The sequence below is a fragment of the Kluyvera sp. CHPC 1.2972 genome, assembly GCF_036759925.1.
Classification (GTDB): Bacteria; Pseudomonadota; Gammaproteobacteria; order Enterobacterales; family Enterobacteriaceae; genus Kluyvera.
The window spans coordinates 261020-282570 of record NZ_JAPKIB010000003.1; the positions used below are offsets into that span (position 1 = coordinate 261020).

The following is a 21551-nucleotide window of genomic DNA, read 5'->3' on the forward strand; positions in this document are numbered from 1 at the left end:
CGATTAATCAATAGACGACCCCATGCAAAAAAAATCCATTTACGTCGCCTACACCGGCGGGACCATCGGGATGCAGCGCTCCGACCACGGCTACATTCCGGTTTCCGGTCATCTCCAGCGCCAGCTGGCGCTGATGCCCGAGTTCCATCGCCCCGAAATGCCGGACTTTACGATCCACGAATACGATCCGCTGATGGACTCTTCCGACATGACGCCGGAAGACTGGCAGCACATCGCCGACGACATCAAAGCGCACTACGACGAGTATGACGGCTTTGTGATTCTGCACGGCACCGACACTATGGCGTTCACCGCCTCGGCGCTCTCGTTTATGCTGGAGAACCTCGGCAAACCGGTTATCGTCACCGGCTCGCAGATCCCGCTGGCTGAGCTACGTTCCGACGGGCAGATCAACCTGCTGAACTCGCTGTACGTCGCTGCGAACTACCCGATTAATGAAGTGACCCTGTTCTTCAATAATCGCCTCTATCGTGGTAACCGCACCACCAAAGCGCACGCCGACGGCTTTGATGCTTTCGCCTCGCCAAACCTGCAGCCACTGCTGGAAGCCGGGATTCATATCCGCAAATTAGGCACCCCGCCTGCGCCACACGGTGAAGGCGAACTGATCGTGCATCCTATTACGCCGCAGCCGATTGGCGTGGTGACGATTTATCCCGGCATTTCCGCCGATGTGGTACGTAACTTCCTGCTGCAGCCGGTCAAGGCGCTGATTCTGCGCTCCTATGGCGTGGGCAATGCCCCGCAAAACGGCGTTTTCGTCAATGAACTGGCCGAAGCGAGCAAGCGCGGCATCGTGGTGGTGAACCTCACCCAGTGCATGTCTGGCAAAGTGAACATGGGCGGCTACGCTACCGGTAATGCGCTGGCGCAGGCGGGCGTGATTAGCGGCTCAGACATGACGGTAGAAGCCACGCTGACCAAACTGCACTACCTGTTAAGTCAGGGGCTGGATGCCGACGCTATCCGCAGCGCCATGCAGCAGAACCTGCGCGGTGAACTGACCCCGGACGAGTAAGGAGAGCGAGATGACGCAACGCGCACTGCTATTGGTCGATTTACAGAATGATTTCTGCGCCGGTGGAGCACTTGCCGTCGCCGACGGCGACAGCACCGTCGACGTGGCAAACCTGCTCATCCGCGCCGCAAAAATTCGCGGTGACGTGGTCGTCGCAAGCCAGGACTGGCACCCCGCCAACCACGGCAGCTTTGCCAGCCAGCACGCGGTAGACGCCTACAGCCAGGGCACGCTCGATGGCCTTCCACAGACCTTCTGGCCGGATCACTGCGTGCAGCACAGCGACGGCGCGGCGCTGCATCCGCTGTTGACGGCTCAGGAGATCGATGCTGTGTTCCACAAAGGTGAAAGCGTCAATATCGACAGCTACAGCGCCTTTTTCGACAACGGCCATCGCCAGAAAACCGGTCTCGACGCATGGCTACGTGAGCGCGGTATCGGCGAGCTTGTGGTGTTAGGGCTAGCAACCGATTACTGCGTGAAGTTCACCGTACTCGATGCATTACAGCTTGGCTATACGGTCAACGTTATCACCGACGGTTGCCGCGGCGTCAATATTCAGCCGCAGGACAGCGCCAATGCGTTTATGGAGATGGCGGTCGAGGGGGCCACACTGTATACGCTGGATGACTGGCTGGAAATTCAGGGATAACACCCTGTAGCCCGGACGAGGTGCGAAGCGCCGACTCCGGGTTGGTTCTCCCCGGCGTCGCTTTGCTCGGCCGGGCTACGCTCGATACTCCCCCTTTTTCTCCCTCGTGAACCATCTCGCAGATTTAACCCAGCGGCAGTGATATGTTCGAACGGCTGTTTTTTCGCCACGCCATTTCCGTGGCGTGTTTGCTTTTTTAATGTCAAAGAGGACCGTTTATGAAACTTTTGCCTTTGCTGGCAGCATTACCCCTGCTCTGCGCCTCGGTTGTTTCCGCGAATTCCTTGATGTCCGTCGGCTACTTCAACGGTGGCGGTGATGTGACGGCTGGGCCTGGTGGCGACATCGATAAGCTCGACGTTCGCCAGATTACTCACCTGAACTATTCGTTCGGCCTTATCTACAACGACGAGAAAGACGAAACCAACGACGCGTTAAAAGACCCGACCAAACTGCACCAAATCTGGCTCTCGCCGAAAGTGCAGGCCGATTTAGCAAAAATTCCTACGTTGCGTAAACAGAACCCCGATCTGAAAGTGCTGCTGTCCGTCGGCGGCTGGGGCGCTCGCGGCTTCTCCGGCGCGGCAGCCACGCCAGAATCCCGGGCGGTGTTTGTCCGCTCGGTGCAGGATGTGGTGGCAAAATATGGTTTAGACGGTATCGACCTTGACTGGGAATACCCGGTCAACGGCGCGTGGGGTCTGGTCGCCAGCCAACCGGCGGACCGGGATAACTTCACGACGCTGCTTAAAGAACTGCGCGATGCGTTTGGTCATAAAAAGCTGGTGACCATTGCCGTAGGCGCCAATGCGGAAAGCCCGAAAAGCTGGGTGGATGTGAAAGCCATTGCGCCGCTGCTCGATTACATCAACCTGATGACCTACGACATGGCGTATGGCACCCAGTATTTCAACTCCAACCTGTATGATTCGACCCAGTGGCCGACGGTAGCCACGGCGGATAAGTACAGCGCAGACTTCGTGGTGAATAACTATCTGGCCGCCGGGCTGAAGCCAAGCCAGATGAACCTCGGCATCGGTTTCTATGGCCGGGTGCCAAAACGTACGGTTGAGCCAGGCATCGACTGGAGCAAGCCGGATGCACAGAAAAACCCGGTAACTCAGCCTTACTTTGGGCCGCACGAGGTGGATCTGTTTAAATCGCTGGGCGTAGACCTCAGCAAAGATACCTACGTGAAGTACAACGATATTGTCAGCAAACTGCTGAACGACCCGCAGAAACGCTTTACCGAGCACTGGGATGACCAGGCGAAGGTGCCGTGGCTGTCGGTGCAGTCAACGGACGGGAAACCGCTGTTTGCCCTCTCCTATGAGAACCCGCGTTCGGTGAGCATCAAGGCCGAGTACATTAAGAGCAAAGGGCTGGCTGGTGCGATGTTCTGGGAGTACGGCGCGGATGACAACAACCAGTTGGCGAAGCAGCTGGCCGAGTCGCTGGGGATCAAACACTAAGCCACCTGCATGACCTGGTGTCGATACTCAATACCGAGCCACCCCGGCGGCGCATTCGCTTGGCCGGGCTACAGGTTTCAGGTAGCCCGGACGAGGCGTTTCGCCGACTCCGGGGCGGTTCGGTGCCGACTCAGGTTACACCGGCGTTAAAATCCCGCTTTGTTCATGAATACGGTAACCGGCTCCCGGATGCGGGGTCTGCAACCGCGCGCTGCCGCCAAACAGCTTCTCACGCAGCGTGCCCTGGCTATACGCCTGCTTGTAAACCCCGCGCTTTTGCAGCTCTGGAATTAAGAGCTCCACAACATCGGTGAACGTTTCATGGGTCACCGCGTAGGCCAGGTTAAAACCGTCCACATCGGTCTCTTCCACCCACGATTGCAGTTCGTCCGCCACCGTCTGTGCGCTACCCACCATCAGCGGGCCAAAGCCGCCAATGCCCACCCAATCCGCCATCGCTTTCACCGACCACTGGCGCTCCGGGTCGGCGGTGGAGAAGGTCTCCACTACCGATTGAATGGCGTTGGTTTTCGCGTAGGTAAAGACCTCATCCGGCTGATACTGGCCAAAATCGATCCCCGTCCAGCCGGAAATCAGCGCCAGCGCGCCTTCGTAGCTGGTCCAGTTTTTATACTCCTGCCACTTCGCCTGCGCCGCTTTGTCGGTTTCATCCACGATCACCGTTTGCATATTGAAGATCAGAATGCTGCGCGGGTCGCGCCCGGCCTCTTCGGCGCGACGGCGAATATCCGCCACCGTCCGCTTCAGCGCGCTTTTCGACGGCGAGGCAACAAAAACGCACTCGGCATGGCTGGCAGCAAACTGTTTGCCACGGCTGGAAGCCCCCGCCTGATAGAGCACTGGCGTACGCTGCGGCGAGGGTTCGCACAGATGGTAGCCCGGTACGTCGAAAAACTTCCCATGGTGGTTAATCGCGTGAATCTTGTTCGGGTCGCTGAAGATTCGTCGCTCGCGGTCACGCAGAATCGCTCCCTCTTCCCAGCTACCTTCCAGCAGCTTGTAGACAACCTCCAGATATTCATCGGCGTAGTCGTAACGGGCATCATGCGCCGTCTGCGCCTGCTGGCCGATATTGCGCGCCCCGCTCTCCAGATAGGAGGTGACGATGTTCCAGCCCACGCGCCCTTTAGTCAGATGATCCAGCGTCGACAGGCGGCGAGCAAACGGATATGGGTGCTCAAACGACAGCGATGCCGTCAGGCCAAAACCCAGATGTTCGGTGACCAGCGCCATTGGTGTCACCAGCGCCAGCGGGTCGTTCACCGGCACCTGTGCGGCCTGGCGAATGGCCGCATCGCCGTTGCCGTTGTAGACGTCATAGACCCCCAGCACATCGGCAATAAACAAGCCGTCAAACTTGCCTCGCTCCAGCAGGCGCGCCAGATCGACCCAATAATCCAGATCCTTATACTGCCAGGAGCGGTCGCGCGGATGGGCCCATAGCCCTGGCGATTGGTGGCCGACACAGTTCATATCAAAAGCGTTCAGACGAATTTCACGTTGTGATGGCATAGCGTTTTCCCCTTACGCCCGGTCATGCTCCGGCGCAAAAATAGTGTTGGTAAAGTTACGATAACGCGAGCTGGCGACAGTCGAGCTTTTCCAGCACCGACTGCGCGACCCGCTGGGCGTGATCCGCCACCTGCGGTAGCCCCATCAGTTCGCCAAAGCGCCCACGCGCCGCCGGACCAGCGACCCAGATGGGTAATGTGCTGTCCACCGGCTGCGACTGCGCATCCACCTCAATGCCCATACCCAGCGCGTCGGCACGAATCATCCCGGCCTGTTCAAGCGCCCGGAAAAAGGGCTGACGGCTAATCAACTGGCTATGCGCAGGCCCGGTGGTCAGCACCAGATAGTCCACCGTTTCGGACTGAGGCTGACCGCCGCGTGGCTGCAGTTGCAGACGTAGCGCGTCACCTTGCGCCGTGACAGCATTTAACCGGGCGGCCTGTACGCGCAGCAGCCCCGCTCGCTGGCGCGCAGCAATGGCCTGCGATACCTGCGGCGCAATGCGGTAGCGATGCACATCCCAGAAGCGCCGTAGGTGACGTAAAAACTGCCGCTTCTCCGCCTCGCTCATCTGCTGCCAGATGGCCTGCCCCTGGCTGCGCACCGCGTCCAGCACCACTTGCCAGGGCAGTCCTTGCTCTGCCGCCCGGTGAATATCCCGGCGGATATTCGCCAGCCGCTGGCGCAGCGTGCCCGCCAGATAATCCTCCGTCCACTTGGGCAGATTCGTGGGCGCATTGGGCCGTGAGAGCAGACCGTGACGCGAAAAGGCAATGATCTCGCCCTGATGTCCAAGCCGCTCCAGCGAGGCCACCACGTCCCCCATGCTCAGCGCGGTGCCCATAATGGCGACGCGTGCGCTGGCGGGGATCGCCGCGAGCGCACCGCTCTGCCATGGGTTCGCGATCAGCCGTGGGTGAGCCGCCAGTTCGCGGACGGCTCCCGGTAGCTGCGGCGGCGGATGGCTAATCGCCAGCACCAGGCTATCGGGCCGAAGCCGGTCGCCTTTTTCTGTCACCACCCGACCGTCCTGCCAGCCAACGGCGCGGTCCTGTATATGCACCACACGACCACGATGCGTACGGGTTTCAGCCGTCAGCGTGGCCTGAAGATAACAGCCAAACGCACCGCGCTGCGGATAGACGCTGCCGTCTGCAAGCTGCGCCTGCGGATCCTGTGGAAAGTCGCCGTGGCGGCGATACCAGCGGTCAAAAGCGCCGTCGTCATCCCCGGCGAGCTGCATTCGCGCGGCGGGGACGTTAATTCGGTGCGCCGGGTCGGTAGCCGAATAGGCCACGCCCAGTCCCAGGGCATGACGAGGTTCGATGATGCTTATACGTAGCGGCTGTGCCGCCTCGCGCAGCAGGTGGATGGCAACTGCCGTACCGCTAAACCCGCCCCCGATGATCACCACATGGGGTTCACTCATCCGTTGCTGCATAACGTCGCCCCTTTAGCTCGCGCTGACCTGTTTGATCGGACGTTTCGCCCCGCCGATGGTTTCACCAAACGGCCCGGTGTTGAGCTGCCCCTTCGCCGAGCGCGGCTGGGTGCTGGTCGGCAGCAGCGGCATCACCAGTTCCGCAAAGCGGTGCGCCTCTTCCAGATGCGGATAGCCAGAGAAGATAAAGTTAGTGATGCCCAACGTCTGATACTCGCGGATACGCTCCGCAACCTGCTGTGGGCTGCCCACCAGCGCGGTGCCTGCACCGCCGCGCACCAGTCCGACGCCCGCCCAGAGGTTTGGCGCAATACGCAGGTTGTCGCGGTTACCGTTATGCAATGCGCTCATTCGCGCCTGACCGGTAGAGTCCATACGGGAGAAAATCTGCTGCGCCTGCGCGATCGTCTCATCATCCAGGTGCGCAATCAGTTTGTCGGCGGCGGCCCAGGCTTCCTCTTCCGTTTCCCGTACAATCACGTGCAGGCGGATGCCGTACTCCAGCGAGCGTCCTTTCTCTTCGGCGCGCGCTTTCACCACCGCCAGCTTTTCCGCCACCTGCGCGGGTGGCTCGCCCCAGGTGAGATAGGCGTCGATATGATCGGCCGCTACCTCAATGGCCTGCGCCGATGAACCACCAAAATAGAGCGGTGGCCCGTTGCGCTGCACCGTCGGGAACAGCACTTCCGCCCCCTCTACCTGAATATGCTTACCGTGATAGTCCACTTTTTCTCCCGCCAGCAGACGGCGATAGACGTCCAGAAATTCGTGGGTCACTTCATAGCGCTCGCGGTGGCTCAAGAAGATGCCATCGCCTTTGTTTTCCACCGGGTCACCGCCGGTAACGACGTTTATCAGCAAACGCCCTTCGGAAAGCCGGTCAAGGGTGGCCGCCATGCGCGCTGCCAGCGTCGGCGGCTGTAAGCCAGGGCGAACGGCGACCAGATAGCGTAAATTTCGGGTGATGGGCGCCAGCGCCGCCGCCACCAGCCAGGCGTCTTCGCAGCTTTTACCGGTCGGGATCAGCACGCCGTAGTAGCCGAGGCTGTCGGCGGCCAGCGCCACCTGCTGCAGATAGGGAAGATCCACCGGGCGCCCCCCTTCGGTGGTGCCCAGATAGCGCCCATCGCCGTGGGTCGGCAGGAACCAGAAGATATTGATGTTCTCAGCGGCTTGTACGGTCATTATCCATTTCCTTTATAACTATATTTGGTATTTGTAGAAGCGGTTATTTAAGTCAGTTATAAAGAGGTTAGCGAAATGCGTGCCAGTTTTTCATAGAAAAAATAGCCTTTTAATTCATTGCGTTATCAAAATCATCTTCACGTTCAGGCTGTTGTAAATGCAACACCGTGCCGGCAAAAATTGCTGCAATGGCAACAACCTCCCCCTTTTCCCCTCTGGCAAATTCAACGCGCAAAAGATACCGTCCAGACAGGAATTAGCTGGAGACTCACCATGCTCAACGCAGAACTCACGTCATCAGGCCCGGAGCTGGTTGATCCCGCTTCGAAGGCTTTTCAGAAGGTGCTCAATCGGCTTGCTCCAACCGATGCCACGGTGCTTATCATTGGCGAAACCGGCACCGGTAAAGAGGTGGTGGCACGCTATCTGCATCGACATAGCCCGCGGGCCAACGCGCCGTTTCTGGCGGTGAACTGTGGGGCGTTAACCGAGTCGCTGGCGGAGTCAGAGCTGTTCGGCCATGAGAAAGGCGCATTCAGCGGCGCGACGCACCGCCATCAGGGCTGGTTTGAGGCGGCAGAGGGCGGCACCCTGCTGCTCGATGAAATTGGCGAGCTGAGCCCGGCGCTACAGGTCAAGCTGCTGCGCGTACTTCAGGAACGGGAAATTACCCGCGTCGGCTCACATAAGCCCGTTCGTATCAACGTCCGGGTGATTGCGGCGACGCACGTTGACCTTCCGCGTGCCATTCAGGAGCGGCGCTTCCGCGAGGATCTCTTTTACCGCCTGAACATCGCCGCCGTTAACCTACCGCCGCTGCGCCAGCGAAAGCAGGATATCCCGGTGCTGGCCGATCACTTTATCCAGCGCTACGCCCGTCGACTCGGGCGCACCGAGCAGAAAATTGCCCCGGAAACGCTGACAATGATGCTGGACTATCCCTGGCCGGGTAATATCCGCGAGCTGGAAAACACGCTGTATAATGCGGTATTGCTGAACCCCGATTTATGGCTACTGCCGGAACATCTGCGGCTTACGTCAGCCGCGTCATCCCAGCAGCCTGCACAAGAAGAGAGCGATGAGCTGACGGCCTTTATGCACCGCCAGCTTCAGACGCACAGCGGCGCGCTGTACGATCGTATGCTGCGGGCGATGATCCAGGCCGCCATGAGCCAAAGTGACAATAACCAGAGCCAGGCGGCCTCGCTGCTCGGCATGAGCCGCCACACGCTGCGCACGCAGCTGGCGCATCTGGGAGTGATTAAGCAACGGCGTAAACCCGGCGATCGCCTGCCGCCTGCACCGCGCGAACGCGAGTTGCGCATTGGCTACCAGCGCTTTGGTAATCTTGGCGTGCTGAAGGCACGTCAGCTACTGGAACAGTCGTTCGCTGATTTAGGGGTGAACGTGCTGTGGAGCGAATATCCTGCGGGCCCGCAGCTACTGCAAGCGCTGGGTAATGATGAGATAGATTTTGGTACCACTGGCGAAGCGCCACCAATTTTCGCGCAGGCGAAGGACAATGCGCTGCTGTACGTCGCCTGGGAGCCTCCTGCCCCACGCAGCGTCGCGATGGTGGTGCCGCATGACAGCGATATCCGCACGCCGGAGCAACTCAAGGGCAAACGCGTTGCGCTGAACAAAGGTTCCAATGTGCACTGGCTACTGGTACAGATTCTGGAAGAGGCCGGGCTGGGGCTGGACGACGTGAAAGTAGTCTACGCGCCGCCAAAGTATCCGTTAACCGCCAGCGACTACCTGGCGGCAGACGCGTGGATGATGTGGGACCCGGTGCTGAGCGCGGCGGAACGCAGCGGCACGCTACGGGTGCTGGCGACCGGCGAAGGACGGGTCAATAACCATCAGTTTTATATCACCCGCCGTCAGTACGCGCAGCATAACGAAGAGATCATCACCGGGATCGTGGCGGCGCTGGTGAAAACCGGCAGGTTTATCGACCGCCATCGTCATGAGGCGGCTCAGTTGCTGGCAACTGAATTAGGGCTGGACACTGGAGCGCTGGCCTGCGCGCTGGCGCGACGCAGTCATCAGACCCGCGAGATGGATATGCAAGCAATACGCGCACAGCAGACCATCGCCGACCGCTTCTACGCGCTGGGCCTGCTGAACAGGCCCGTGGCGGTCAGAGAGGCGCTTTGGTATGCCAAAGCGCGATTGATTGAGCCGTGGGCAGCGGCTTAGTGCTGTTTGAAGGTGGCGATGGGCTTCGGCGCAATGCCGAAGTCCTCCTTCAACTGTTGCTTACTCTTCATCACCATCTGGCCCTGGGTATCGATGGTCATATGCTGCGCGTCTTGGTTGTTGCGCGACTGCCAGAGCATCACCAGTTGTAAACAGTTCTCTTTCTGTTCAGCGGTTAACGCTACGCCGTCAGGCCATTTTCCCAGCTCCACCGCAGTGGCGAGACGCTGGTAAATTTCCGGCGTCATCGTCTCGATCATCTGCTCAATACTCATGCCCCGCTCCTTTTTTCAGGAATAATTTGCTGAATCGTTTCTTCAACCCTTAGTGGCATCGCCGTTTTCGTCATCCGTGAAGCTCAGCGACGCCGAGTTGACGCAAAAACGTTCACCGGTTGGCTGTGGACCGTCAGGGAAAACGTGCCCAAGGTGTGCATCGCAATTTCCACATCGGATTTCAGTACGTTGCATGCCGTGGGAGTAATCATTGAGATAGCGAATGGCCGTATCGCTCACCGGCTCATAAAAACTCGGCCAGCCGCATCCGGAATCAAACTTGCTTTGGGAATGAAATAACGGTGCGTCACACACCAGGCAGTGGTAAATCCCATCACGCTTGTTATGCAGTAAACGCCCGGTAAACGGCGGTTCTGTGCCATGTTTCTGGGTGACATAGAACTGCATTTCACTGAGGGTATTTTTCAGTTCTTCTGGGGTGGGTTTCTTCACCATTTTGCTCACATCTCACTATGAAAAATACATTCGCCAGACGATTCTAACAAAACATTAACAATGAAGCCTGAACTTTTGTTCTAAACTTAATCGGCGTGAAAAGGCAGCCGGGTAATTGTGACCTGAATCACATTTTTATCTTCTGCGCCCTTTAAAATCCCCGGCGCCGCCCTCATGTGGTTTCAAGCTCATAGGAAGAGTGAGACACGTCAGTCGACCAAAGCTTAGGCAGAGGATTGATTTGTCGCAATGATTGACACGATTCCGCTTGACGCTGCGTAAGGTTTTTGTAATTTTACAGGCAACCTTTTATTCACTAACAAATAGCTGGTGGAATATATGACTATCAAAGTAGGTATCAACGGTTTTGGCCGTATCGGTCGCATTGTTTTCCGTGCTGCTCAGGAACGTTCTGACATCGAGATCGTTGCAATCAACGATCTGTTAGACGCAGACTACATGGCTTACATGCTGAAATATGACTCCACTCACGGCCGTTTCAACGGTACCGTTGAAGTGAAAGACGGTCATCTGATCGTTAACGGTAAAAAAATCCGTGTTACCGCTGAGCGTGATCCGGCTAACCTGAAGTGGAACGAAGCAGGCGTTGACGTTGTTGCTGAAGCAACTGGTCTGTTCCTGACTGACGAAACCGCTCGTAAGCACATTGCTGCTGGCGCGAAAAAAGTGGTTCTGACTGGTCCTTCCAAAGACAACACCCCTATGTTTGTTAAAGGCGCTAACTTTGACAAATACGAAGGTCAGGACATCGTTTCTAACGCATCCTGCACCACCAACTGCCTGGCACCGCTGGCTAAAGTTATCAACGACAACTTCGGCATCATCGAAGGTCTGATGACTACTGTTCACGCGACCACCGCTACTCAGAAAACCGTTGATGGCCCGTCTCACAAAGACTGGCGCGGCGGCCGCGGCGCAGCTCAGAACATCATCCCATCCTCTACCGGTGCTGCTAAAGCAGTAGGTAAAGTACTGCCAGAACTGAATGGCAAACTGACTGGTATGGCGTTCCGCGTTCCAACCCCTAACGTATCCGTAGTTGACCTGACCGTTCGTCTGGAAAAAGCTGCTTCTTATGAAGAAATTAAGAAAGCAATCAAAGCTGCTTCCGAAGGCGCAATGAAAGGCGTTCTGGGCTACACCGAAGACGACGTTGTATCTACTGATTTCAACGGTGAAGTTTGCACTTCCGTATTCGATGCTAAAGCGGGTATCGCTCTGAACGACAACTTCGTTAAACTGGTTTCCTGGTACGACAACGAAACTGGTTACTCTAACAAAGTACTGGACCTGATCGCTCACATCTCTAAATAAGTTGAGATGAGAATCTGATCCAAAAAGGCGACTTCGGTCGCCTTTTTTTATGGCCAAAAATCTTAAAACACCAAGGATTGCATCATGATTAACACAATTTTCGCTCTCCCGGTCATTGAACAGCTTACCCCTGTCCTCTCCCGTCGTCAGCTTGATGAGCTGGAGCTTATCGTTGTAGACCACCCAAAAGTGAAAGCCTCCCTTGCCTTCCAGGGCGCGCACCTGCTCTCCTGGAAACCAGCGGGCGAAGAAGAAGTACTGTGGCTGAGCAACAACACTCCGTTCAAAGACGGCGTGGCGCTGCGCGGCGGCGTGCCAATCTGCTGGCCATGGTTTGGCCCAGCGGCTCAGCAGGGTTTCCCGGCGCACGGCTTTGCTCGTAATCTTCCGTGGGAGCTGAAAGCCCATAACGAAGACGACAACGGCGTAGTGCTGACCTTCGAACTGAAAAGCAGCGATGCAACCCGTCAATACTGGCCGCACGAGTTCACCCTGCTCGCTCGCTTCAAGCTGGGTAAAACCTGCGAGATGGAACTGGAAGCACACGGTGAGTTCGAAACGACCACCGCGCTGCACACCTACTTCAACGTTGGCGATATTCACGCGGTGAAAGTCAGCGGTCTCGGTGACCGTTATATCGACAAAGTGCAGAACGCAGAAATTGGCGAACTGAGCGATGGCGTTCAGACCTTCCCGGATCGTACCGACCGCGTATACCTGAACCCGGAAGCATGCAGCGTGATCAGCGATACTTCCCTGAACCGTACCATCGACGTAATCCACCATCACCACGTCAACGTCGTTGGCTGGAACCCAGGTCCAGCACTGTCCGTCAGCATGGCCGATATGCCGGATGATGGTTACAAAACCTTCGTCTGCGTCGAAACCGCCTGCGCCAGCGCAACGCAGAAAGCCACCGAAGAAAAACCGGCTCGCCTGAGCCAGACCATTCGCGTCGTTAAACGTTAATCCCCTCCCCCTATCTCTCGCCGGGCAATAGCACATTGCCCGGCGCTTTTCTTCTACCGCACATCAACGAACTTATTTAATCCAATAAAGTTACCGGTAACATCATCTGGATCAAGCGGACTGAAACATCCTGAAATAGGATTATTATTAGGTGATATCCTTTCATCACAACAAGAATGCACCAGTAATATTTAAATAATTACAATATTCATCCAGATAAACCTCACTCTAATTCCCTTATCTACTGCGCGGAATTTCGATGTTTGCATGTCTGATTCACCGTCAGCCCCGCAGCGCTTAACAACATTATTTTGTTTTTTGTCGAGGATAATCATGCCTGTTTTTCACACGCTTCCTTTTCGGCGTAGCACCCTGGCGCTCACCATGGGACTTGCGCTCTATGCCCTGACGCCTGTCGGGGCGAATGCTGCCGATGGCGCAGACGGCAGTGCCGCAACGCCTGATGCCAGCGCTCAGGGCGGCCAAGGTGGCAATATGGATTTAGTGACCGGTGCCGGTGGCCACGGCGGTGCGGGCGGCTCAGGGGGGCGTGGACAGGCGAGCAGTGATGGGCAAAGCGGTGAAACAGGCAACCTGAGCGGCAGCCAGATCTCCGCCGGTAACGGCGGCATTCACCAGGAGCCTGACCGCGTCGCCAATAGCGGTGCGGGTGCTGCCGGCGGTGGCGGTGGCGGCGGTGCGGCTGGAGCCGTAATGGACGGCACTGGACCGACACAAAACGACGGCACCATTCAGGGTGGCAACGGTGGACGCGGCGGTAACGGCGGCTCCAACACCACGGACGTCGCCGATGCGGGCAACGGTGGCAACGGCGGTGATGGCGGTGGCGGAGGGAGCGGCGTGCTGCTCACCACCAGCGGCAGCTACGACAATAGCGGGACAATAAACGGCGGCAATGGCGGCACCGGGGGGAATACCGGCAGCGCCAGCGCGAACGACAAAACCAGCAACGGTATCACTATCCATGCCGGCAGCGGCGGCGCGGGCGGTAAAGGTGGTGACGGCGTTACCGCAACGCAGGGCGGCAACGTGACGAATAGCGGCACCATCAGCGGTGGTAACGGTGCTACCGGTGGTCTGGCGGCCAATGCCAACAGCCAGCAGAACACCACGGTGACCGGCATCGGTGGTACCGGCGGTAAAGCCGCCAGCGGGGGTAACGGCGTGTGGCTCAGCGATACCAGTTCCATCACCAATACTGGCAAGATTATAGGCGGTATCGGCGGCAATGGCGGTAACGGCGGCGCGGTTGAGGCCGGTCAGGGTACCGGCGTTGTCGGCTATGGCGCCATCGGCGGCAACGGCGGCAGCGGGATCACCGTGGTCAACAGCGGTACCATCACCAACCAGGTGGGTGGCGAGGTGATCGGCGGCTATGCCGGGACCGGCGGCGGCGGTAACTCCAACAGCAGCGGCCTGAACCTCAGCGGCGGTGACGGTGGCAACGGTGGTAATGGCGGCATCGGTATCGCGCTGGAAAACGGCGGTACGGTCTCTAACTTCGGTAACGTGATTGGCGGCGCAGGCAACCGTGGCGGTGGCAGCGGCAATCTGGCGACCTCCCGCGGCGGCGACTCCGGCATTGGCGGCACCGGGATTGATATCACCCAGCAGGGCAACGTGACTAACGAAACGTCCGGGAAAGTCCTGGGTGGTAAAGGCGGCGATGACTCTGCGGGCGGCGGTGGCGTCGGCGGCGTTGGCGGTACCGCCGTGAATATTACCGGCGCGGGCGATGTGCTTAACAAGGGCGAATTCACCGGCGGCGATGGCGGCGCAGGGGCCAACGCGAACGGTACCAACGCCGACGGCGGAACCGGCGGTCAGGGCGGCAACGGGCTGGCCATTAACGGTAAAGGTACCGTGACCAACGCTGCGAGCGCCACGGTCCACGGTGGGATGGGCGGTACCGGCGGCGGCGGTAGCATCGGCAACGGGGGCGTTGGCGGTAAAGGCGGTAACGGCGTGCTGATTGGCGCGGGCGGTACGGTGACTAATGGTGGCACCATCATCGGCGGGACCGGGAATCGCGGCGGCGGCGGTGGTCAGTCAGATGGCGGTAGCGGCGGTGACGGGGTCCATATCGAGACCGGCGGTGGTACGCTTGATAACAGCGGTACCATTTCCGGCGGCAGCGGCGGCAATGCCGGCACCGCCACGGGTAGCGCAGGTGCAGGCGGCATCGGCGTGTACGGCAGCGATATGACCATCATCGACAGCGGCACACTGCAGGGCGGGATGAGTCAGGACGGCACCACCCGCTCCCAGGCCGTGTTGTTCGCCTCCGGCACTAACTCACTGGCGCTACACGCGGGCTACAATGTCGTGGGCGACGTTAGCGCATGCAACGGCGACGATACCCTGATCCTCGGCGGCGACCGTGACGCCGAGTTTGATGCCGCCAGCATTGGCGACAGCGCGCAGTATCAGGGGTTTGACCATTTCAGTAAGGACGACAGCAGCACCTGGCTTTTGAAAAACAGTACCGATTCGGTCACACCCTGGACGCTGAAAGGCGGCATATTACAGATTGCCGAGGCCGATAGCCTCGGCCAGGCCGGAAGTGCGCTGACCTTCAACGGCGGTACGCTCCAGTTGCTCGACAACGTTTCACTGGATGCCTCGCGCCCGGTTGCTATCGGTAGCGATGGCGGTACGCTGGATACCCAAGGCTACCACGCCACTCTGGACCAGGGGATCACCGGCAGCGGCAACTTCACTAAACGAGGTTCTGGTGCACTGACGCTTACCGGCGACAGCACCTTTGACGGTGAAACCACGCTTGCCGAAGGCAGTATGGACGTCACCGGCTCACTCAACAGTACGGTAACCGCACAGCGCGCCACCGCCCTCTCCGGCACCGGCAGCGTCGGCAGCACGACCCTTGAGGATGGCAGTTCACTGACCGTGGGTTCGCCAACCAGGAGCGATGACACCGACGCGACCTTTACGGTTAACGGCGACCTCAGCAACGGCGGCAACATCACGCTATCACGCAGTCTGCTGCATGCGGGTAACCAGTTAGATGTCAGCGGTAATTATCGCGGCGGCAGCGATAGCGCGCTGAATCTCAATACCGTGCTAGGCGATGATGCTTCGCAAACCGATCATCTCAGCATTGCGGGCGATACCTCCGGTACCACGCGCGTTACGGTCAATAACGTGGGCGGCATCGGTGCGCAGACGAATCAGGGGATTGAGGTCATCAGCGTAGGCGGGCAGTCCGCTGCCGGCGCTTTCGTACAGGCGAACCGTGTGGTGGCTGGCCCGTGGGACTACAGCCTGGTACAAAAAGGCCAGAACTGGTATCTGACCTCAATCAACACCACGCCGGTCACCCCGGTCATACCTACCCCGGGAAAACCACAGTATCGCCCGGAGGCCGGGAGCTATCTGGTCAACCTGGCCGCCGCCAATACCCTCTTCAGCCTGGCGCTGGACGATCGTGAAGGCGCGACTGAATACACGCCACAAGGCACGCAGCGCTCTGCCCTGGCAAGCATCTTCTGGCTGCGTCAGGAAGGCGGACAGAACCGCTCACGCGCGGCAGGTGGGCAGATTCGCTCACGCGCCAACCGCTATGTGGCTCAGATGGGTAACGAGTTCTGGCACGGCAGCCACAACGGCGACGATCGCTGGGGCGCGGGTCTGATGGCCGGTTACGGTAATGTCTCCGGGTTATCGTCATCATCCTTGACTGGCTACCGTTCGCGCAGCCATATGGCGGGCTATAGCGTAGGGGCATACAGCACCTGGTACCAGAACGCCGTCAGCCGACAGGGTCTATATCTCGATAGCTGGGTGAACTACAACTGGTTTACTAACCGGGTCAACGGCGACGAGTTACCGCGTGAAACCTATAACAGTCGCGGCTTCACCGCTTCGGTGGAAACGGGTTATAACATGCTGCTGCGGGAGCAGCCACGCCAGGCTATCTATCTTGAACCTCAGGCCCAGCTCACGTGGATGGGGGTAAAAAGCCCGGACCACACCGAAGCAAACGGTACGCAGGTGAAAGACAATAGCAAAGGCAACCTGCAGTCTCGTCTGGGAATGCGACTCTATTTGCGCGGTCATCGCACGGAAGATGACGGTAAGGGGCGTGAGTTCAAGCCGTACGTTGAAGCCGACTGGCTGCATAACACCCATTTTGCCGAGATTCGCATGGGCAATACGTCGATTCGTCAAGAAGGCGCGGCCAACATCGCCCAGTTGAAACTCGGCGTGCAGGGGCAAATTTCCCCGTCGCTGAATCTATGGGGCGGTACCGCCGTGCAGGTGGGCGACCACAGCTATAGCGATGCGTCGATTATGATGGGGGTAAAATACGCCTTTAAATAAAAAAGCCTCACCACGATGCAATGCACCACGATGAGGCCCTTGAGTAGTGCGACCCCGACGCATAATGCGTTGGGGTTCATCACCCTGAAATTTGGGACAATTTAGAAGGTGTAGGTGACACCAGTAGAAAGTAACCCGGTCCAGCTCTTGTCAACCATCGGGCTATCGGTAACCTCATCAGAGAGACGGGTATAGCGCGCGGTGCCGTAAACACTCCAGCTACCGGCGAAGCGATAGTTCGCCGTCAGCTCCAGATATGGGCTCCAGCTGTTGCTTGGGTCGTAGCTTCTCAGACCGCTTTTCGCCGCTTCATGGTGAGAAACGCCGTAGTAGTACTGGTTCTGATTCTCACTGTTCCACTCCACACCGATACCCGGCGTTAAGGTCAGGCCGCCGTTGGTGTAGCGATAGACCCATGCGGTATCCCACACAATGCCGTTACTGTTATCCAGAATGTCACCAGAAAGCGCGGTACGCAGAGAACCATACTGCGTGTGGTGCATCCAGGAAACACCCGCCATTACGGTAGATTTACGCTTATCCAGTCGACGCAGCTGGCTATTGTCGCTGTCGCCCGGTTTGAAGTACATCGGAGACCAGTAGCCCATCACCGAGAGCTGGTCAGTGCCGTCGTTCCACAGGTAGTAGCCGCCGCCCAGACCGTGGAACCAGAAGTTATCCCCTTCATAGCTGATAACTGGTACAGGGTACACATCATGGTCGTACTGCTTATATGGATGCTCAACAATCCCGACACCCGCACCCAGAGTCAGCTTACTTTCCGCCTGTACTGCGGTAGCAGAAGTGGCAATCAGGACCCCTAAAGCTAGAAGTTTGATTCGATTCACAATCTGTCATTCCTTTTTTCAACATTTCAGCGTGCTGAAGTTTACCTTTCACACTGTCTGACGACAAATTTTTTACCTGTAATATCAGAAGATGACTCATCATTATCTCGCCGGAAGATGGCGACGCGCTTGCAAATACGTGACAGCACGATGAAAGCGTAAAAAATAGTAAAAGAATTAATCCCCGTATTTTTTGATGAGTTATTGATATGTCATTGAAAATCGTTTTTCTCGCCATGCAAGTTTTGCAAATGCCATCTACGCTTAATTTTAGAAGGTGTAATCGCAGCGCACGTTACCGTTAATCGTCCGACAACCTGGCACACGGGTTGCTGGATAAGGAGTGAGCGTCGTTCGGCTTACCTCTTCCGGGAGCCCCCATTATTCATACCAACGGCTCTTAACCTGTGCTAAAAAAACGAAAGGACGGCATGCCATGAATATATTCGATCACTATCGCCAGCGCTATGAAGCTGCCAAGGACGAAGAGTTCACACTGCAGGAGTTTCTTACCATTTGTCGGCAAGATCGCAGTGCCTATGCTAACGCAGCAGAACGGCTATTAACCGCTATCGGCGAGCCCGTAATGGTTGATACTGCCCAGGAACCGCGGCTTTCCCGTCTCTTTTCGAACCGAGTCATCGGGCGCTATCCGGCGTTCGAAGAATTCTACGGCATGGAAGAAGCGATTGAACAGATCGTCTCCTATTTGAAACATGCCGCCCAGGGACTGGAAGAAAAGAAACAAATCCTCTACTTATTGGGCCCGGTCGGCGGTGGTAAATCCTCGCTGGCAGAGCGTCTTAAAGCGCTGATGCAGCGCGTTCCTATTTACGTGCTGAGCGCCAACGGCGAGCGCAGCCCGGTTAACGATCACCCATTGTGCCTGTTTAACCCGCAGGAAGACGCGCAGATTCTGGAAAAAGAGTACGGCGTGCCAACCCGCTATTTGGGCACCATTATGTCGCCGTGGGCCGCGAAGCGCCTGCACGAATTCGGCGGCGATATCACCAAATTCCGCGTGGTAAAAGTCTGGCCGTCGATCCTTGAACAGATTGCCATTGCCAAAACTGAACCAGGCGATGAAAACAACCAGGATATCTCGGCGCTGGTCGGTAAAGTTGATATCCGTAAACTGGAACACTATGCGCAGAACGATCCGGATGCTTACGGCTACTCCGGCGCGCTGTGCCGAGCCAACCAGGGGATTATGGAGTTCGTCGAGATGTTTAAAGCGCCTATCAAGGTGCTGCATCCATTGCTGACGGCGACCCAGGAAGGTAACTACAACGGGACCGAAGGGATCTCTGCCCTGCCCTTTAACGGTATTATCCTGGCGCACTCGAACGAATCCGAGTGGGTCACCTTCCGTAATAACAAAAACAACGAGGCGTTCCTCGACCGTGTGTACATCGTCAAGGTGCCTTACTGCTTACGTATCTCCGAAGAGATCAAGATTTACGAGAAACTGCTTAACAACAGTGAACTGACCCATGCGCCTTGCGCACCGGGCACGCTGGAAACCCTGTCACGCTTCTCCATTCTTTCGCGTCTGAAAGAACCGGAAAACTCCAGCATCTACTCGAAGATGCGCGTGTACGACGGGGAAAGCCTGAAAGATACCGACCCGAAAGCGAAATCCTACCAGGAGTATCGCGACTACGCGGGCGTGGACGAAGGGATGAACGGTCTCTCCACCCGTTTCGCCTTTAAGATCCTGTCTCGCGTGTTCAACTTCGACCACGCCGAAGTGGCGGCGAACCCGGTACATCTGTTCTACGTGCTGGAGCAGCAGATCGAACGCGAGCAGTTCCCACAGGAGCAGTCAGAGCGTTACCTGGAGTTCCTGAAAGGCTATCTGATCCCGAAATATGCCGAGTTTATCGGTAAAGAGATTCAGACGGCGTACCTCGAATCCTATTCGGAATATGGGCAGAACATTTTCGACCGTTATGTCACCTATGCCGACTTCTGGATTCAGGATCAGGAGTACCGTGACCCGGATACCGGGCAGCTGTTTGACCGTGAATCACTGAACGCTGAACTGGAGAAAATTGAGAAGCCTGCCGGGATCAGCAACCCGAAAGACTTCCGTAACGAGATAGTCAACTTTGTGCTGCGCGCCCGCGCCAACAACAGCGGCCGCAACCCGAACTGGACAAGCTACGAGAAGCTGCGCACGGTTATCGAGAAGAAAATGTTCTCCAATACCGAAGAGCTGCTGCCGGTGATTTCGTTTAACGCGAAGACCTCAACCGATGAGCAGAAAAAGCACGACGATTTTGTCGATCGGATGATGGAAAAAGGCTATACGCGTAAGCAGGTTCGCCTGTTATGTGAATGGTATCTGCGCGTGCGTAAATCGTCATAACCACGCTGTACCCGGTAGCGTTCGCGCTACCGGGTCTACAACAATGTCCCGTAGGCCGGGTCTCCCGGCACTTACAGGCGCAGTAAGTTGGCAAAAAGCAGTTCAGGAGGGGCTATGACCTGGTTCATTGACCGGCGTCTGAACGGCAAAAACAAGAGTGCGGTTAACCGCCAGCGCTTCTTGCGCCGTTATAAAGCGCAAATAAAACAGTCGATCTCCGAGGCCATCAACAAACGTTCGGTGACCGATATCGACAGCGGTGAATCTGTCTCCATTCCGACGGATGATATTAGCGAGCCGATGTTCCATCAGGGACGCGGCGGGTTGCGGCATCGGGTTCATCCCGGTAACGACCACTTCGTACAAAACGATCGTATCGAACGACCACAGGGCGGCGGCGGTGGCGGCGGTAGCGGTCAGGGCCAGGCCAGCGCCGATGGCGAGGGTCAGGATGAGTTCGTGTTCCAGATCTCCAAAGATGAGTATCTGGATCTGCTGTTTGAAGATCTGGCGCTGCCGAACCTCAAGCGTAATCAGCAGCGTCAGCTGACCGAGTTTAAAACGCACCGCGCGGGCTTCACCGCCAACGGTGTCCCTGCCAATATCAGCGTCGTTCGCTCGCTGCAAAACTCCCTCGCCCGCCGCACGGCGATGACCGCAGGTAAACGTCGCGAACTGCACGCGCTGGAAGCCACGCTGGATGAAGTGGCCAAAAGCGAACCGGCGCAATTGCTGGAGGAAGAGCGTTTACGTAAGGAGATTGCCGAGCTACGGGCAAAAATCGATCGCGTGCCGTTTATCGACACCTTCGACCTGCGCTACAAGAACTACGAAAAACGTCCTGAGCCTTCCAGCCAGGCGGTGATGTTCTGTCTGATGGACGTTTCCGGCTCGATGGACCAATCGACCAAGGATATGGCCAAACGCTTTTACATCCTACTCTATCTGTTCCTGAGCCGGACCTATAAAAACGTCGAAGTGGTCTATATCCGCCACCATACCCAGGCCAAAGAGGTGGACGAGCACGAGTTCTTCTACTCGCAGGAAACGGGCGGCACCATTGTCTCCAGCGCGCTGAAGCTGATGGATGAGGTGGTAAAAGCCCGCTATGACCCGGCGCAGTGGAACATTTACGCCGCGCAGGCGTCCGACGGCGATAACTGGGCAGATGACTCCCCGCTGTGTCATGAAATTCTGGCGAAGAAAATCCTGCCGGTAGTGCGTTACTACAGCTATATCGAAATCACCCGACGGGCGCATCAGACGCTGTGGCGCGAATATGAACACCTGCAGCAGACGTTTGATAACTTTGCCATCCAGCATATTCGCGATCAGGAGGATATCTACCCGGTATTCCGCGAACTGTTCCACAAGCAAGGCAGTGAAAAATAACATTATTCGGCTGTCTCCT

Annotated in this window: 16 protein-coding genes; 9 read left to right on the forward strand and 7 right to left on the reverse strand. The window is 57.4% G+C overall.

The features are described from left to right. Nucleotides 1-22: 22 nt before the first annotated feature. The 3 genes from ansA (at nt 23) to V6944_RS07270 (ending at nt 3163) form a co-directional block, all read left to right on the forward strand. Nucleotides 23-1039, forward strand: coding sequence for an asparaginase (gene ansA, locus V6944_RS07260; RefSeq protein ID WP_220440599.1), 1017 nt, complete (start codon nt 23-25; stop codon nt 1037-1039). 10 nt (nt 1040-1049) lie between these two features. Then, nucleotides 1050-1691, forward strand: coding sequence for a bifunctional nicotinamidase/pyrazinamidase (pncA, locus tag V6944_RS07265; protein WP_333498448.1), 642 nt, complete (start codon nt 1050-1052; stop codon nt 1689-1691). Nucleotides 1692-1909: 218 nt separating this feature from the next. Next, entirely contained in the window at nt 1910-3163 is a 1254-nt protein-coding gene (locus V6944_RS07270; RefSeq protein ID WP_333498449.1) for a glycoside hydrolase family 18 protein, read from the forward strand. A gap of 135 nt (nt 3164-3298) precedes the next feature. Here the strand turns inward: V6944_RS07270 and V6944_RS07275 are convergent, their stop codons facing one another. From V6944_RS07275 to V6944_RS07290, 4 genes are all read right to left on the reverse strand, one after another. Next, entirely contained in the window at nt 3299-4696 is a 1398-nt protein-coding gene (locus V6944_RS07275; protein WP_333498450.1) for an LLM class flavin-dependent oxidoreductase, read from the reverse strand. A 55-nt stretch (nt 4697-4751) separates the two neighbouring features. Continuing rightward, on the reverse strand, nt 4752-6137 hold the full coding sequence (locus V6944_RS07280; protein WP_333498451.1) for an FAD/NAD(P)-binding protein: 1386 nt from the start codon (nt 6135-6137) through the stop codon (nt 4752-4754). A gap of 12 nt (nt 6138-6149) precedes the next feature. Further along, nucleotides 6150-7322, reverse strand: coding sequence for an FMNH2-dependent alkanesulfonate monooxygenase (ssuD, locus tag V6944_RS07285; protein WP_333498452.1), 1173 nt, complete (start codon nt 7320-7322; stop codon nt 6150-6152). A gap of 109 nt (nt 7323-7431) precedes the next feature. After that, a complete protein-coding gene (locus V6944_RS07290; RefSeq protein ID WP_333498453.1) occupies nt 7432-7557 on the reverse strand; it encodes a hypothetical protein in 126 nt (41 codons plus the stop codon). 38 nt (nt 7558-7595) lie between these two features. Between V6944_RS07290 and V6944_RS07295 the strand changes: the two genes are divergently transcribed. Continuing rightward, on the forward strand, nt 7596-9524 hold the full coding sequence (locus V6944_RS07295) for a sigma-54-dependent Fis family transcriptional regulator (protein ID WP_333498454.1): 1929 nt from the start codon (nt 7596-7598) through the stop codon (nt 9522-9524). Here V6944_RS07295 and V6944_RS07300 read toward each other — a convergent pair. Both V6944_RS07300 and msrB read right to left on the reverse strand, forming a co-directional pair. Next, the gene (locus V6944_RS07300) at nt 9521-9799 is read right to left on the reverse strand and encodes a YeaC family protein (RefSeq protein WP_185665965.1); all 279 of its coding nucleotides are present in this window, start codon (nt 9797-9799) and stop codon (nt 9521-9523) included. The two genes, V6944_RS07295 and V6944_RS07300, sit on opposite strands and share 4 nt — an antisense overlap. Before the next feature lie 42 nt (nt 9800-9841). Then, entirely contained in the window at nt 9842-10255 is a 414-nt protein-coding gene (gene msrB, locus V6944_RS07305) for a peptide-methionine (R)-S-oxide reductase MsrB (protein ID WP_220440604.1), read from the reverse strand. 339 nt (nt 10256-10594) lie between these two features. Between msrB and gapA the strand changes: the two genes are divergently transcribed. The 3 genes from gapA to V6944_RS07320 all read left to right on the forward strand — a co-directional run bounded on the left by gapA (nt 10595) and on the right by V6944_RS07320 (nt 16921). Continuing rightward, nucleotides 10595-11590: a glyceraldehyde-3-phosphate dehydrogenase gene (gene gapA, locus V6944_RS07310; protein WP_035894601.1), complete on the forward strand. Its 996-nt coding sequence runs from the start codon at nt 10595-10597 to the stop codon at nt 11588-11590. 84 nt (nt 11591-11674) lie between these two features. Next, nucleotides 11675-12559, forward strand: a complete 885-nt coding sequence (locus tag V6944_RS07315; RefSeq protein WP_333011882.1) for a D-hexose-6-phosphate mutarotase — start codon at nt 11675-11677, stop codon at nt 12557-12559. Between the two features lie 333 nt (nt 12560-12892). Further along, nucleotides 12893-16921 carry an autotransporter outer membrane beta-barrel domain-containing protein gene (locus V6944_RS07320; RefSeq protein WP_333498455.1) on the forward strand — a complete coding sequence of 1343 codons (4029 nt, stop codon included), beginning with the start codon at nt 12893-12895 and terminating at the stop codon, nt 16919-16921. A 101-nt stretch (nt 16922-17022) separates the two neighbouring features. Here V6944_RS07320 and V6944_RS07325 read toward each other — a convergent pair whose 3' ends face one another. After that, the gene (locus V6944_RS07325; RefSeq protein ID WP_333496323.1) at nt 17023-17769 is read right to left on the reverse strand and encodes a MipA/OmpV family protein; all 747 of its coding nucleotides are present in this window, start codon (nt 17767-17769) and stop codon (nt 17023-17025) included. Between the two features lie 436 nt (nt 17770-18205). Between V6944_RS07325 and yeaG the strand changes: the two genes are divergently transcribed. Both yeaG and V6944_RS07335 read left to right on the forward strand, forming a co-directional pair. Continuing rightward, nucleotides 18206-20140: a protein kinase YeaG gene (gene yeaG, locus V6944_RS07330; protein ID WP_333496322.1), complete on the forward strand. Its 1935-nt coding sequence runs from the start codon at nt 18206-18208 to the stop codon at nt 20138-20140. Between the two features lie 114 nt (nt 20141-20254). Continuing rightward, complete coding sequence (locus V6944_RS07335) at nt 20255-21532, forward strand: YeaH/YhbH family protein (RefSeq protein WP_333498456.1); 1278 nt, start codon at nt 20255-20257, stop codon at nt 21530-21532. Nucleotides 21533-21551 lie beyond the last annotated feature (19 nt).

Coding starts and splice junctions, on each gene's coding strand:
- ansA (WP_220440599.1), top strand. CDS start 23: ATGCAAAAAAAATCCATTTACGTCGCCTACACCGGCGGGACCATCGGG.
- msrB (WP_220440604.1), bottom strand. CDS start 10,255: ATGGTGAAGAAACCCACCCCAGAAGAACTGAAAAATACCCTCAGTGAA.
- gapA (WP_035894601.1), top strand. CDS start 10,595: ATGACTATCAAAGTAGGTATCAACGGTTTTGGCCGTATCGGTCGCATT.
- V6944_RS07275 (WP_333498450.1), bottom strand. CDS start 4,696: ATGCCATCACAACGTGAAATTCGTCTGAACGCTTTTGATATGAACTGT.
- V6944_RS07295 (WP_333498454.1), top strand. CDS start 7,596: ATGCTCAACGCAGAACTCACGTCATCAGGCCCGGAGCTGGTTGATCCC.
- pncA (WP_333498448.1), top strand. CDS start 1,050: ATGACGCAACGCGCACTGCTATTGGTCGATTTACAGAATGATTTCTGC.
- V6944_RS07315 (WP_333011882.1), top strand. CDS start 11,675: ATGATTAACACAATTTTCGCTCTCCCGGTCATTGAACAGCTTACCCCT.
- yeaG (WP_333496322.1), top strand. CDS start 18,206: ATGAATATATTCGATCACTATCGCCAGCGCTATGAAGCTGCCAAGGAC.
- V6944_RS07320 (WP_333498455.1), top strand. CDS start 12,893: ATGCCTGTTTTTCACACGCTTCCTTTTCGGCGTAGCACCCTGGCGCTC.
- ssuD (WP_333498452.1), bottom strand. CDS start 7,322: ATGACCGTACAAGCCGCTGAGAACATCAATATCTTCTGGTTCCTGCCG.
- V6944_RS07300 (WP_185665965.1), bottom strand. CDS start 9,799: ATGAGTATTGAGCAGATGATCGAGACGATGACGCCGGAAATTTACCAG.
- V6944_RS07335 (WP_333498456.1), top strand. CDS start 20,255: ATGACCTGGTTCATTGACCGGCGTCTGAACGGCAAAAACAAGAGTGCG.
- V6944_RS07280 (WP_333498451.1), bottom strand. CDS start 6,137: ATGCAGCAACGGATGAGTGAACCCCATGTGGTGATCATCGGGGGCGGG.
- V6944_RS07270 (WP_333498449.1), top strand. CDS start 1,910: ATGAAACTTTTGCCTTTGCTGGCAGCATTACCCCTGCTCTGCGCCTCG.